Genomic DNA, 13,274 nt, shown 5'->3' on the forward strand with positions numbered 1-13,274 from the left:
GTTTCCTTTCAGCAGACAGTTGGTTGATTTTTTGTGGAAGCGTCTGCTTCTATACATGTTGAACCGCTCCAGGCAATAATTCCCGGATTAACGCCGGATGTTTTTGCCAGCGCCGCAAGATGTTCCATGGCAGGTTTTCTGATGAGCCGCGCGTCATCCAGTTCCCAGGATTTACCCAGCCTAAGATATTTATCCCTGCACAGATTGTTAAATGCACACAGTTCCCAGCGACTCACGATATCGTTCAGATTTTCAGCAATGAATTTCCCTATACCAAGAATGTTTTTGTCCCGGTCGGTCATTCCCGGGATCACCGGGGTCCGTATCCACAAATCCGGAGGATCGGGGTGTTTTCGGATAAAACCGGCCACATCAAGCAGGTTCTTAAAGATTTGATCATTGGTTTTCGAGGTCAGGTCCCGGTGCCGTTCAGGGTTGATTTCTTTCAGGTCGTAAAGGATCATGCCGGCATGCGGCAGGACCCGGGCAAGTGATTCCGGCCGGCACATTCCGCAGGTATCCACTGCCGTGTGAATTCCCTTTTTTCTGATGCGTTCCAGGAATATTTCAACAAATTCGGCCTGCAAGGTCGGCTCTCCGCCAGAAACCGTTATGCCGCCCCCGGATTTTTCAAAGTACACCCTGTCTTTCAGCACTTCTAAAACCAGATCATCCACACGCCATTTTTTCCCAAAAATTTCAAGGGCGCCCGACGGGCAGGCCGCTGCGCAGGTTCCACACCCTCTGCAGAGAGACCTGTTGATGCTTAAGCCGGTTTCAGACCATTTGAGCGCACCTTCAGGGCAAATCCCTTCACAGGTTTTGCACCCGATGCAGCCGGAATCCACCCACTGAAGTTCCGGTCTGCCGGAAATGCTTTCAGGATTATGACACCACCGGCATTTTAATGAACATCCCTTAAAAAATATGGAAGTTCGTATTCCCGGTCCGTCTTCGGTGGACATCCGCTGGATTTCAAGGATGGTTGCCTGCGGTTCAGAATCCATTGTGGCTTATCCTCTGTATGACTTCATCCTGCAGTTCTCTGCCGACAGATGTGAAATAGGCGTTGTACCCGGTAATTCGTACCAGCAGATGCCGGTAATCCTTAGGATGTTTCTGTGCTTCCATCAGGACCTCCGGGTCCAGGATGTTCACCTGAAGCGCCGTACCGCCGTTTTCAATATAACCCCTTAAAAAAGCCTTGAACTTTTCCTTGTGTCCGGGATCTTTTATGATAGAGGGGTTAAATGTCAGGGTATGACTGGCACCGTTCGGCAGAAGGTTCACATAATCCTCCCAGGTTCCAAGGGTGTCTGATTTGCCGCCCAGAGCCTTGCCGACGGAATTGGCGTTGGCGGTCGGGCCGTTGATGTCCGCACCATTGGACGGACAGATGGCATTGGAAAGGAACTGGCCTTTTTCTCTGCCGTCCGCACTTGCCGCCATCACGTATCCATCGCCTGCCCAGTAGTTCCAGCTCAGCATGCCGGGTCTGAATTTTCTGCCGGTTGATCGGGTCTTGTGCCGCCAGGTCTCATTGCACCACAGTTCCATCACCCTCAGGGCCATCTGGTCTGCCTCATCGTCATCTCTTCCATATTTCGGGGCCTTGTTTCTGGCCATGGCCTGGAGGATTTCATGCCCTTTCCAGTTCTTCTTCAGCGCCTGGATGAGCTCTGACATGGTGCATTTCTTTTGATCGTATACCAGGTATTTTATGGCGAGCAGGGAGTCCACGGTGGTGGCGTAGGTAACTGCTTCTATCGTTGTATGATTAATTTCAGCGCCGCCCTGGGTGATATCCAGGCCTTTCCGGGCACATCCTTCCACCAGGCATGACAGGTATGGGGTATTGAAGTACCTGGCACGAACGGCTTCCGAGCATTCATAAAGCGCGACACAAGACTCGATAATATACCGGGTCTGCTGCGAAAACGCTTTCCAGAACTGATCCCAGGTGTCAAAACTCGCGGGATCCCCTGTAGCAGGTCCATCCTGGGTGATTTTTTCCGTTTTACCCGTCATGGGGTTTTGATATGGCAGCAGGTCTTTGCCGCCAGTCAGTGTCAGCTCAACCGCCTTTAAAAGGTTAAGGTTATTGTCCACCGTCCCGGACCTGTCGTTGCCGATCATGGTATTTTCAAGGCATCCCACCGGTGCATAGTCAAAAACATTGTCTTTGTTAATCAGATGCTCAATGCCTGCCTGATCTGATTCAAACATCATTCCCGCCATGGAACGTTCGTCAAAATTGAGCAGGAACGGGGCGCCCTGGCTGGCGGAAATCATCTCTGTAATCTGGTCCAGAAGCCTTTCCGGCGATCCCCGGTGAAGCCTCACATTGGGTTTGGGTTCCAGGATCGGACTCATTTCATCGATCACTTCCAGGAATATATAGGTGAGTTCATTGGTCATGTCTTCGCCTGATTTTCCCATTCCGGACAGGGTGATGAGTTGTCCGAAGCCTGCAGTGATTCCCTGGTTTCCGTTCCTTATCATGGCATCATAAGCCGTGTTGCAGTGAATCCAGAAACATTTCAGGATCTCTTTGCCGAAGTCGGGGCTCATCCCTTTTTCGATTGAGTTTTTCCAGTACGGCAGAAGGTATTGATCAATGCGCCCGAAGGATATGCCGGGGCCGGGATAATTTTCATCACTCATGACCAGCATGTGGGTAATCCACAAAAATTGAACCGCTTCCCAGAAGGTCTCCGGCGCCTCCCACGGTACCCTATCGAGATTGGCTGCCATCTGGAGAAGTTCTTTTTTTCGAACATCTTCTTTTTCCTTTTGGGCCATACTGCGGCACAGTGCTGCATAACCAGCGGCATAGTCCCGGGGCATCGTGCTGGCCGTGAGCATTGCCCGGAGCTGAGCGCCCCTGGCTGACGCTTTTTCTGTTTCATTCAGGTGATTATATCTGTCTGCAAGATCTTCATGGATGCCTTTCCATCCGAGTTTAAGCGCCTTTTCATGCCCGGGAATTAGATGACCGCTTGTCGCCCCTGAGTTGCCGTATCCGTGATCATGAAACCGCTTCATTTTGGCTCTCGCACCATTTTTCCCGCTTACCAGGCGGTTATATGCCTTCTGTTCCCTTTCATTCAGGCACAGTGATGCCTGGATGTTGAACCGTGCGCCTGCGATAAGATCTCCGGGAAGAATTTCTTTGGGAATATGGTTCACCATGACTTCTTTGACGAACCATGCCCGCCTTTCAGGCCGGCTCCAGGTCCAGAAATTTTTATCAAGTGCAACCGCTCTGGCAGCCTGCCTGTAGGAACTTAACATGGTCTGCATCAACATATAGGTTTCCGGGACAATGTAATATGTCATTTCATTGAACTGGATGTCCCAGGGTGTTCCAGTGGTCCAGGAAGTGAATTCGTTGTTCCAGGAACGCCCGGTGCCCTCGAAATAATAATCTCTCAGCCAGGAAATCCTTTCGGAAAGATTTCCGGGCTTTTTTATCCCGAAATCCGTTGTCTTTGATTGAAGTGACATCATCCGTCTCCTTTGCGGGAAAAAATATCAGTGAGCACGGTTCGTCCGTGATCCAGAAGACGCCCCATCACCCGGGCTGCCCTGTCTTCATCCCGCACCTCTACTGACGCTGCGAGTTCCCTGTGAAACCCAAGGACCACAGGGTATTCTTCCGGCCGGCTGAAAAACGTTCCCGTAAGATTGGTATAAACCTGTTTGAAAGAATTCAACAGGAGCGGATACCCCATGTTGGCGGTCGAAATTGCAATCAGAAGATGAAATTCAAAGTCAAGTTCGGCCAGCCGGCGGGTGTCAGCTATAGCTGTTTTCCGCTCTTCCCGGACCAATTGCCTGATTTCCAGGGCCTGTGCATCGGTTCGATTACGGGCCGCCAGCCTGGCATTTTCTATTTCAAACAAAACTCTCATATCCAGAAGGCTTTCCAGTAGTTTGGACTCCAGTCTGCCATGATGATAGTTTACCAGGGAGTTCAACAACGCAAGAGAACCGTCTTTCCGGTAGTCATTCACAATTGTTCCGATTCGGGGCTTTAGAGAAACCAATCCTTTTGACGCGATATCCAAAAGGGCTTTGTGGATGACAGGTCGGCTGACCCCAAGTTGAAGTGCAAGCTCCCTTTCAGGGGGGAGTTTTTGCCCCGGAGACAGTTTGCCCGAAAGGATCATCTCTTCAAATCGCTTAACACACACCTCTTTCAGGCTATCGGTTTTCACAGGTTCAAACTGCGTCAGCATATATCCTCCATATTGATTTTTGGCTGGTGGTATTACCAGTTTGCCAAAAAAGTATCATACTGTCAAGAAACTGAGAAAAAATATGGAATCCAGGCCAACAAGGTATCAGGTACAAAATTATGACAGATCTCACAGTGACCAGCCCCCTAAAAACTGATCCAAATTTTGAGAGAGTTTTCTGATAGGGACCATATAAAGAATGAGGTTACTATAGTTCGCAAACGTCACACATCAGAACAGATCATTCTTTTATAAACGAAATGGAGGAGGGGGCGAAATGTCAAAAAATCCTTATGGAAAATACACAAAAGAATTCAGAGAAGAAATATCCTATAGCGGTTCTCAAAATAATGTCCGCAGCATGTTTTTGTTAACGCGTACTATTCTTGATAAAAAGCGTCTTCCTGTCCATTATTGATGGAGGCTGATACAAGGGGGGGAATGCAAGAATGATATTCCTACTCCTTCCACCCTATCCGTTCAACCTGCGGGGGGGCTTCTTCACCAGGCAGCCATCTATGGTAAATGCGCTCAAACCTACCGTCATTATGCATTTTCTCAAGCGCTGTCTTCCATTGATCTACGATTGTTTCGGGTGTGGCTTTTGACATGGCAATGTGGAGTCGATTTTCCCCAATGGTATAGAGGCCCTCAACCGCATCACGGGAGAGTCCTTCTTTACTTAATAATTCGCCGACGGTCAAATTTACCCCAGAAAAAACATCAATACGCCCCTTCATCAGCTTTCTAATGTTCAAATCCGGTGACGGGACAAGTTGCAGATTGGTGAACCCGGCTTGTGTCAGGATTTGCTGAGCAGCCGTATCGCTGTATACGCCTATGGCAGTGAGTTGTTTGGCCTCCTCAAGACTAGTTATGGTGAGGCCGGATCCTTTTTTTGCATATAAAATTGTCTTGCCCAAGGCTATGGGGCCAATCATTTTAAATAATTGTTCCCGCTCCACTGTCTGTGTCATAGAGAAGATAACCACATTTGGCGTCACCAAAGCCGTTCGATACGCACGCGCCCAAGGAACAATATGAATGCTTCCAGGCAGATTAAGACGCTTCATAATATCCCGTACGATTTCTACGGCGAGCCCCGTCGGCTTTCCGTTTTCTCCCACAAACGATAAGGGCTTCCACTCTTCAGTTAATACCGTCAAATCCTCGGCCCGAGTTGATGGATGGGGCAAAACAACTAAGAAGATACATAGAATAAGCGTTAAAAAACTGCAAACGAACCTCTCCTTTACAAAAGGATGCCCGAATAACCAAGCCTCACCTTTTTCGCAATTCCTTTGTTTCAAGGCCTTCACGGGCACGGTAAAACACATTTTGCCGCTCCATTACATAACTATTTGATCTATTGGAAAATTAGTTTAATGTATCTTAGACTGATTGAAACAAGGATTGCAAGAAAAGATTCACTGCCCTAAAAAATGCCGAAACGTAGAAATCCGATTCGTCCGGGGCTTCCCGTGAATGATCAAGCTAGGAGCATCATAGAGTGGACACCCATGGAATAAATGCCTGATCTTCCCCCCGCTGGCGCCGGGCCTCGTACGTGGCAACCCCGCCGGCCACGGAGGTCAGGGAATTGACCGCATCGGCAATGGAGAGGATAATGCTAACTTTTTTAAAAAATATGATATTTCCTGATGTATTAACGTGGTATAAGTTGATCAAAATTAATGTGTTACGTGTCGGCGCTCTTTTCTTTTTTTCACTTTTTATATGGTTTATGATTTTAGATTCTGCTAAAAGATTTGACCATTTTTTCGCCCTCCTTTTTATATTCCTATATTGTATCGTAACTTTATTGATAATAATGAGATCTATTTTCATTGAGAGCGATATTATAACGGCTTTCTGGGTTTTTCTTTTATCTTCTGCATTTCATATTCTTTTTTTTGCATCCATATATCAATATAATGGAATTTCTAACTGCGATAGAGGCCAGTGCGATTTCTTGACATATATATATTTCAGCACTGTTACATGGACAACATTAGGTTATGGTGATTTTCAACCACATGCCAACTCACGGCTATTTGCTGGTATAGAAGCTTTTGTAGGATACACATTTATGGGGCTATTCATTGGGATAGTGACTGCAGGTATTCAAAAATCGTATTCTAAAGATAAGCGTGACGGAAGTTAAGAATACTTGCATTATTATTGATTACAGCCCCTGTTATTTTGATATTGATTGAGACTCCCTTTGGGGTGCACTGTCAATGCCCAATTAATAGCTTGCGATAAAATCAGAGAGAAATAATACGGGCAATGAGGAGGGCGTTTGAAACCATGTTAGTAAGGCTGAAAATTGTCGGGAGGGTGCTTTCCCGTCTCTTTTTTTTCAGCTCAGTGAAAACCGGTTGAGATATTTTTGCGATATTGGTGACATGCAACGAAAGGGGGGCAAAGGGAAGTCCGGTGCCGGGGCAGAGAAAGGCCGGGGCACCATGGGTGTCCCGGCCCGGGTGGCAGGGTTGCTTAGAAGCTGTAGGTGAGGGTGGCGCCGATGCTGCGGGCGGGGCCGTCGATGCCGATGACCGAGTTCAGGAAGGGGGCGACAAAGGTTTCGTATTCACGGTCAAGGATGTTTTTGCCCCAGAGGGTGAATTCAAAATTATCCCATTCATATCCCAGCCTCAGGTTAAGGATTTCATAGGCGTCCTGCCGGGCGCTGTTGGCGGCATCCCCGTAGAAGGGGCCGGTGCCCAGGAGGTCGGCCCGGCCGAAGAGCCCTGAGGGCGAGCGGTATTGGATGCCCAGGTTGTAGGTGTACTTGGGGGCGTAGGTCAGGTAATTGCCCGAGTAGTCTTTTTCCACCAGGCTGGCACCCTGTTTGACCACGGCGGTGAAATCATCGTACACCGCCTTGTTTACCCCCAGTCCTGCAAAGAGGTCCAGCCCCTGGCAGGGACGGGCTTCAACCTGGAGCTCCACCCCTTTGGAGTGGGCCTCGGCCGCGTTGGAAATGGTGAGGACGGCCAGGGTGGGGTGGAGCTGGGAGACCTGCTTGTCCTCCATTTTGATGTAAAAGGCCGACATATTGACCATGAGCCGGTTGTCCAGCCAGGTGGACTTGATGCCCATTTCATAGTTCCAGGTGTATTCCGGCCCGTATTCGAAGGTTTCCCGGGTGCCGGTGTTGCCCCAGTTGAAGCCGCCGGGCATGTATCCCTTGGCAGCGGAGGTATAGGCCATGACATGGTCGGAGAAATCATAGTCTACGGAAAATTTGGGCAAAAGTTCCGTGTGGCTCAAGTCGCCGCCATAGGCCTTGCCCTGGGCCGTGTCCCTGAGGTCCCCCTGGCTGGTATGCCGGTCCAGCCGCAGCCCTGCGGTGAGGCGCAGCCTGTCGAACACTGTATAACTGCCCTGGCCGAAGACGGCCGCCCCTTGGGTTTCCACATCGGTCACCGGGTTCATGTACACCATGCCGGCGGATAGGATTTTATAGCTGTAATCGAAGGCGGCGTCCTCATGGAAGGCAAAGAGGCCGGCCAGCCATTCAAAGGGGCCGCTGTCATTGGATGATATCCTCAGTTCCTGGCTGTAGTGGCGCTGGTCCAGGGACATGGGGTTGATCCGCCGGTTCAGGGGATTATCCCAGAGGTCGCAGTCATTGACCTTTTCCAGGCTCTGGTCCTGGACGCCGGTGACCGAGAGGAGGGTGAAATCCGGGGCAAAATATTTGACGCGCAGGGTCTGGCCGTTCCAGTCCTGGTTGAGGTAGGCGTCCTCATCGCTCCTGATCTGGTCCTTTCCGGTGGCCTGGGGGCCGTATAGAATCCGTCCGCCGGCGCCGTGGTCATCGGCCCTGGCCGCGTCCGCCGTCAGGGCGATGTCCCAGTGGTCCCCCGGGGTCCACCTGAGGGTGAACCGGCCGGACAGGTGGTTCAGGTCCGCGGCCCTGTCGTCCCCCGTGGACAGGTTTTCCAGGTAGCCGTCGGACCGCTTGTACTGAAAGGCCCCGCCCAGGTAGAGCTGGTTTTCCTTCACGGGCCCCTTGAGGCTCAGCCCTGTCCTGAAGGTGTCGTGGCCGGCGTATTCCGTCAGGAGCTTCCCCGTGAATTCGTTGTCCGGCTGACGGGTGGTGATGTTGATGACCCCGGATTCGGAGTTCCTTCCGTAGAGGGTGCTCTGGGGCCCTTTGAGGATTTCCGCCCGCTCAAGGTCGAAAAGATCGATGTTCTGCATGTAGTGGAGGGGGTAGCTGACATCGTCCACGTAAAAGCCGGCAGGGGAATAGGTGCATCCCCTGAAGGGGGAGATGCCCCGGATGACCACGATGTGCTCGCATGACCTGTCCATCATGCTGACGTTGGCGCTCATGCGCACCAGGTCGTTGGTTTTTTCGAGGCCGGCATCCTCAATCTGGGCGCCGGTAAATACATCCATGCCCACGGGGACATCCTGGGCCTTTTCTTCCCGTTTCTGGGCCGTGACCACAATGGTTTCCAGTTGAAATTCGTCCCCGGGGGCCAGGTCCCGGCCGTGGAGGGCGGGGGCGCCCAGTAAGGGGATCAGCAGGATGGCAATAAAATACCGCTTCATCATTTTTCCTTTCATAATCATTGGTAAATGTCCATACGGGCCAACCGGCCTGGGCCGCTCCGGGCTTTAAAATACAAAAAGCCGTGAAGGCGCAGCAGACCTGTGGGGTCCCAAAGCCTTCGTGGCTTGATTTTATTGAATGTCCGGGTTGAATGGGCTGGAACAGGTTCCCAGGGCACCTTCATGGTGCCGGTTGAATGGTGGGGAACCGGTGGCGGCGGTTTTTAGAGGATGCCCCGGCCGTCCACCCAGTGGCGGGGGGCGCCTGCGCAGGCGAGGCAGTATCCTTTTTTCGGCCCTTCCTGGACGGTTTTGCTGGCCATCACCGTTTCCCTGCAGCCGGGGCAGACAAGGCTGGGCACGATGGGGGCGTAGGGGGGGAGGTCCGGGTCAATGGGCTCGGTGTGAAAAAAGGTGTCAAAGGGCTGTTGGATCAGTTTAAAGGCCGCCGCTTTTCCCATCTCCCGGAATGCCTTTTCCTCTTCGGGGGTGCCGGCCCGGTCCCGGATCACCTTTTCCATCAGGGGGAAAAATTCCGGCATCACCCGGTCCACATGGTCCCGGACATGGCCTTTGACCCTCACCCTCACCCCTGTGTCGGCGCTGCGCCGGCCAAAGCTCACGGCCATTTTTCCCAGGTCCTGGAAGACCAGACCGTTATTGCCCAGGGTGCACCCGGATACGGCCTGGATCCCGTCGGCAAAGCAGGCGTTGATTTCCACCACGGCCATGAGGTCTTCCATGCCCCGGGAGGTGCCGGCGCCCAGGGCCGCCAGCCCCGTCAGGGCGGCCATGACGCCGAAGGCGCTGCCCGGGCAGTAGTGGCCGTGGATTTCAGCGGTCTTGACCAGACAGCAGGCCGCATCCTTTTCCCCCACGGCCCGGTTGAAATCGGCCCTGGGGTTTTCCTTCAGCCGGTTCATTCTCTCTGGTTCCATACTTCTTTCCATATTTTTTTTCATATTGGGATTCTCCTTATTTTATGGATTTACCTCTTCGATGATCCGGGCCATCCAGTCCGGTATTCTTGTCTCTCCCTCGGGGTAAAAGGCCCTGACATAGGGTTTGATGTCCAGGACCGGGCTCTGGTCCACGGCGTCCAGCCCCGTCACCGAAAGGGTATTCTCCTCCCGGTCCACCAGTTTGACCACGGTGGTGAGGATGGGGTTGGGCCGGACCGGGCTGCCCGTGCCGAAGATACCCACCTCGGGATTCTCTTTTCGGCCCATGGGGTGGACCCGGGTGATGGACCGGCTGGCCTCGGGCACCCGGTGGGCCCAGTAGAGGATGACCAGGTGGGAATAGTCCCGGATGCCGTCGAGGATGCCGGAAAGTTCAGGCCGGATTTCGATCCGGGAGACGGTCTCCTTGAGTTCCTTGAGATGGGCCTTTACCTCCCGGGGATCCCTTTCGGATTTTATGCCCTTGGGGCCGGGTTTTAAAAAGGGGGTTTTGATTTTGCTGTGGATCAGGCCCACAGGACAAAGGCTGATGGTTTGCTGGCTGTTCATGAACACTCCTTTAAATTTTATTGCCCCGGGAGGACCGAGCTCCCCGGGGATTACCGCAGATGAATAATCCGGCAGCGGGGGCGGTTTCTACCCCGGGGGGATTTTTTTTTACCCCTGGCGGATCCCAGCCTTCAGGGGCGTTTTTTATGAACCGCCTGTCCCGGGGTAAAAAAAAACGCGGGCCGGGCAGAACCGGGGGGAAAATATCCCTATCATTGCCTGCGGACGGGGGGCGTTCTCCCCTTTCCCCGGAAATAACCAAGTAAATACGGAGCAAGGTAATGAAACTGATGAAAGCGGCGATGATTAATTTCGCCATTAACCACGCACGGACCGTGGCGGCGCTGCTGGTGGCCGCCACCCTGGCGGCGGGCGTTTTCCTGCCCGGCGTTGAACTCGATACGGATCCCGAAAACATGCTGGAGCAGTCCGAGCCGGTCCGCATATTCCATAACCAGACCAAGGAGGAATTCGGCCTCAGCGACACCGTGGTGGTGGGGGTGGTCAACGACACCCACCCCGACGGGGTGTACAACGTGGACACCCTGGGCCATGTCTGGGCGCTCACCGAGTTCGCCAAAACACTCTGGTGGGAGGACAATGAGAATCCCGGATCGTATAAAGGGGTGATCGAGGCGGACATGATCGCCCCCTCCCTCATCGACCATATCAGCCAGGCCGGGCCGGGGACCATCCGGTTCGAATACCTGATGCCCGGGCCCCCGGCCACCCGGGAAGAGGCCCTCAAGGTCCGGGAGCGGATCATGTCCAACCCCATGCTCAGGGGGATGGTGGGGTCCGGGGACGGAAAGGGGCTGTGCATCTACCTGCCCCTGACGGACAAGCTGCTCTCCTATAAGGTATACACGGCCCTGAATGAAAAGATAAAAGGGTTCAATGCCGGGGACACCTATCATATCACAGGGCTTCCCGTGGCCGAAGGGGCCATCGGGGTGGAGATGTTTTCGGAGATGAAGGTGGCCTCCCCCCTGGCCATGCTGGTGGTCCTGGGGCTGCTGCTCCTGTTTTTCAGGAAATGGTCCCTGGTCATGCTGCCCATGGTCATTGCCACGGTTTCCATCGTCATCTCCATGGGGCTGATGATCGGCCTGGGGTTTGAGGTCCACATCCTCAGCTCCATGCTGCCCATTTTTCTGATGTCCATCTCCATTGTGGACTGCATCCATGTATTGTCGGAATTCTTTGATGTCTACACCCCTGAAAGGGGGCGGAAAGAAGCTGTCCGCGAGGTGCTGGGAACCCTTTTCACCCCCATGCTTTACACCTCCCTGACCACGGCGGCGGGATTCCTCTCCCTGACCCTCACCTCCATTCCCCCGGCCCGGATTTTCGGGCTCTTTCTCTGTTTCGGGGTGATGCTGGCCTGGCTGTGCACGGTGATGTTCGTGCCGGCCTATATTGTCCTCATGCCTGAAAAAACATTTAGAAATTTCGGCCTGGCCGCGGGCCAAGGCCGGGCGGGGGGCCGGATGACCCGGTTCCTGGGCGCCCTGGGCCGGTTTACCGCCGCCCGCAGGGGGATGATATTCGCGGGCCTGGGCCTGGCCGCCCTCCTGGCCGTGGCCGGCATCTCCCAGACCCGGATCAACGACAATTACTCCAAGCGCTTTGCCATCTCCCATCCCCTCCGCCGGGCCGACATTGCCCTGAACAGTCATTTTTCCGGCACCTATACCGCCTACCTGGTGCTGGAGGGGCCCCGGGATGATTCCATGGCCGCAGTGAAAGAAGCCGGGCAGGCCTTCAGCGCCTATGCCCGGGTCATGGGAGAGACGGATGACCGCATCCCGGGCATGGCTGCCCGGATCGCCCCCCTGATTGCACCGGTGGCCGGAACCAAAAAGGGGGCCGAAGATGGCCATTTTCTGGACCGGGCCGTCGAATTCGCAGACACCATGGCCGATTCGGCCCCGGACGATGCCTGGGAGGCCTGGCAGATCCTGGGGGATTTTCTGCGCAGCCAGCGGGAAAAAACAAAGGTGTTCAAGCAGCCCGGGGTCCTGTCGTATATGGCCGGCCTCCAGCGCCACCTGGAATCAGAGGGCCTTGTGGGCAAGGCCTCTTCCGTGGCCGACATCGTTTCCAAGGTCAACCAGGAGCTGACGGGCGGCAGCCCGGAAAATTATACAATTCCCGACACCCTCTCCAAGGTGGGGGAATGCTATATGCAGTTCCAGCAGGGACACCGGCCCCAGGACCTCTGGCACCGGGTCACTCCGGATTTTTCATCCGCCAACATCATGCTCCAGATGGCCTCGGGCAACAGCATGGATATGGCGGCCGTGGTCAATGCGGTGGCGGATTATCTGGCGGTGAATCCCCCGCCGGTGAGGCTGGAGCACAATTGGGCGGGGCTGCACTATGTCAACCTTTTCTTCCAGAACAAGATGTTCTGGGAGATGCTCTGGGCCTTTGTGCAGAGTTTTGTGGTGGTCCTGGTGATGATGACTCTGCTCTTCCGCTCCCTTAAATGGGGGGTGCTCTGCATGGTTCCCCTGAGCGTCACCATTGCCGCCATCTACGGCACCGTGGGGCTCATGGGAAAGGACTACGACATGCCCGTGGCCGTGATCAGCGTGCTCTCCATCGGCATTGCCGTTGATTTCGCCATCCATTTTCTGGAGCGCAGCCGCAAGGCCTATGAGCGGGAGGGGAGCTGGCAGCGGGTGCTGCCCCTGATGTTCGGGGAGCCGGCCAGGGCCATCAGCCGGAACGTCATGGTCATTGCCGTGGGGTTCCTGCCCCTGATCCTGGCCAGGCTGGTGCCTTATAAGATCACCGGCCTCATGCTCTGCGGCATCCTCTCCATCTCCGGCATCGTCACCCTCCTGGCCCTGCCGGCCCTGCTGGGGGCCCTGGAACCCTTCTTTTTTAGGGAAAAGGCCGGGTCCCCCAAGGCCGCGGCCCCGGCAGGGGAGAACCCATGATAATA

General features: G+C 54.0%; 10 protein-coding genes. 3 read left to right on the plus strand and 7 right to left on the minus strand.

What is annotated here, in order from left to right; all coding sequences use genetic code 11:
• Positions 1-8 precede the first annotated feature (8 nt).
• The 3 genes from HUN04_20550 to HUN04_20560 are packed head-to-tail and all read right to left on the minus strand — an operon-like array spanning position 9 to position 4,241.
• Positions 9-1,007, minus strand: a complete 999-nt coding sequence (locus HUN04_20550) for a glycyl-radical enzyme activating protein (GenBank protein WDP91975.1) — start codon at positions 1,005-1,007, stop codon at positions 9-11.
• Positions 997-3,510 carry a hypothetical protein gene (locus tag HUN04_20555; protein ID WDP91976.1) on the minus strand — a complete coding sequence of 838 codons (2,514 nt, stop codon included), beginning with the start codon at positions 3,508-3,510 and terminating at the stop codon, positions 997-999. The genes HUN04_20550 and HUN04_20555 overlap by 11 nt, the downstream gene beginning before the upstream one ends.
• Positions 3,507-4,241, minus strand: a complete 735-nt coding sequence (locus HUN04_20560; GenBank protein WDP91977.1) for a FadR family transcriptional regulator — start codon at positions 4,239-4,241, stop codon at positions 3,507-3,509. The genes HUN04_20555 and HUN04_20560 overlap by 4 nt, the downstream gene beginning before the upstream one ends.
• A gap of 277 nt (positions 4,242-4,518) precedes the next feature.
• On the opposite strand from HUN04_20560, the gene HUN04_20565 reads away from it, so the two are divergent.
• Positions 4,519-4,659 (plus strand): hypothetical protein, encoded by a 141-nt coding sequence (locus HUN04_20565; GenBank protein WDP91978.1) that lies wholly within the window; start codon positions 4,519-4,521, stop codon positions 4,657-4,659.
• A 40-nt stretch (positions 4,660-4,699) separates the two neighbouring features.
• On the opposite strand, the gene HUN04_20570 is transcribed toward HUN04_20565, so the two are convergent.
• Positions 4,700-5,578 (minus strand): transporter substrate-binding domain-containing protein, encoded by an 879-nt coding sequence (locus HUN04_20570; protein ID WDP91979.1) that lies wholly within the window; start codon positions 5,576-5,578, stop codon positions 4,700-4,702.
• A gap of 290 nt (positions 5,579-5,868) precedes the next feature.
• Here HUN04_20570 and HUN04_20575 point away from each other — a divergent pair, with 290 nt between their 5' ends.
• Positions 5,869-6,405 carry a hypothetical protein gene (locus tag HUN04_20575; protein WDP91980.1) on the plus strand — a complete coding sequence of 179 codons (537 nt, stop codon included), beginning with the start codon at positions 5,869-5,871 and terminating at the stop codon, positions 6,403-6,405.
• A 335-nt stretch (positions 6,406-6,740) separates the two neighbouring features.
• On the opposite strand, the gene HUN04_20580 is transcribed toward HUN04_20575, so the two are convergent.
• The 3 genes from HUN04_20580 to tsaA form a co-directional block, all read right to left on the minus strand.
• On the minus strand, positions 6,741-8,831 hold the full coding sequence (locus tag HUN04_20580) for a TonB-dependent receptor (GenBank protein ID WDP91981.1): 2,091 nt from the start codon (positions 8,829-8,831) through the stop codon (positions 6,741-6,743).
• Between the two features lie 203 nt (positions 8,832-9,034).
• A complete protein-coding gene (locus tag HUN04_20585; protein WDP91982.1) occupies positions 9,035-9,748 on the minus strand; it encodes a formylmethanofuran dehydrogenase in 714 nt (237 codons plus the stop codon).
• Between the two features lie 42 nt (positions 9,749-9,790).
• Positions 9,791-10,321 carry a tRNA (N6-threonylcarbamoyladenosine(37)-N6)-methyltransferase TrmO gene (gene tsaA / locus HUN04_20590; protein ID WDP91983.1) on the minus strand — a complete coding sequence of 177 codons (531 nt, stop codon included), beginning with the start codon at positions 10,319-10,321 and terminating at the stop codon, positions 9,791-9,793.
• Positions 10,322-10,602: 281 nt separating this feature from the next.
• On the opposite strand from tsaA, the gene HUN04_20595 reads away from it, so the two are divergent.
• The gene (locus HUN04_20595; GenBank protein ID WDP91984.1) at positions 10,603-13,269 is read left to right on the plus strand and encodes an MMPL family transporter; all 2,667 of its coding nucleotides are present in this window, start codon (positions 10,603-10,605) and stop codon (positions 13,267-13,269) included.
• Positions 13,270-13,274: the final 5 nt, after the last annotated feature.

This window comes from Desulfobacter sp., from assembly GCA_028768525.1.
Lineage (GTDB): Bacteria > Desulfobacterota > Desulfobacteria > Desulfobacterales > Desulfobacteraceae > Desulfobacter.

What these genes read in the sequence shown, in the direction of transcription:
- HUN04_20550 (WDP91975.1), bottom strand. Translation starts at nt 1,007, where the DNA reads ATGGATTCTGAACCGCAGGCAACCATCCTTGAAATCCAGCGGATGTCC.
- HUN04_20585 (WDP91982.1), bottom strand. Translation starts at nt 9,748, where the DNA reads ATGGAACCAGAGAGAATGAACCGGCTGAAGGAAAACCCCAGGGCCGAT.
- HUN04_20575 (WDP91980.1), top strand. Translation starts at nt 5,869, where the DNA reads ATGCTAACTTTTTTAAAAAATATGATATTTCCTGATGTATTAACGTGG.
- HUN04_20570 (WDP91979.1), bottom strand. Translation starts at nt 5,578, where the DNA reads ATGTGTTTTACCGTGCCCGTGAAGGCCTTGAAACAAAGGAATTGCGAA.
- HUN04_20555 (WDP91976.1), bottom strand. Translation starts at nt 3,510, where the DNA reads ATGATGTCACTTCAATCAAAGACAACGGATTTCGGGATAAAAAAGCCC.
- HUN04_20580 (WDP91981.1), bottom strand. Translation starts at nt 8,831, where the DNA reads ATGATTATGAAAGGAAAAATGATGAAGCGGTATTTTATTGCCATCCTG.
- HUN04_20560 (WDP91977.1), bottom strand. Translation starts at nt 4,241, where the DNA reads ATGCTGACGCAGTTTGAACCTGTGAAAACCGATAGCCTGAAAGAGGTG.
- HUN04_20565 (WDP91978.1), top strand. Translation starts at nt 4,519, where the DNA reads ATGTCAAAAAATCCTTATGGAAAATACACAAAAGAATTCAGAGAAGAA.
- HUN04_20595 (WDP91984.1), top strand. Translation starts at nt 10,603, where the DNA reads ATGAAACTGATGAAAGCGGCGATGATTAATTTCGCCATTAACCACGCA.
- tsaA (WDP91983.1), bottom strand. Translation starts at nt 10,321, where the DNA reads ATGAACAGCCAGCAAACCATCAGCCTTTGTCCTGTGGGCCTGATCCAC.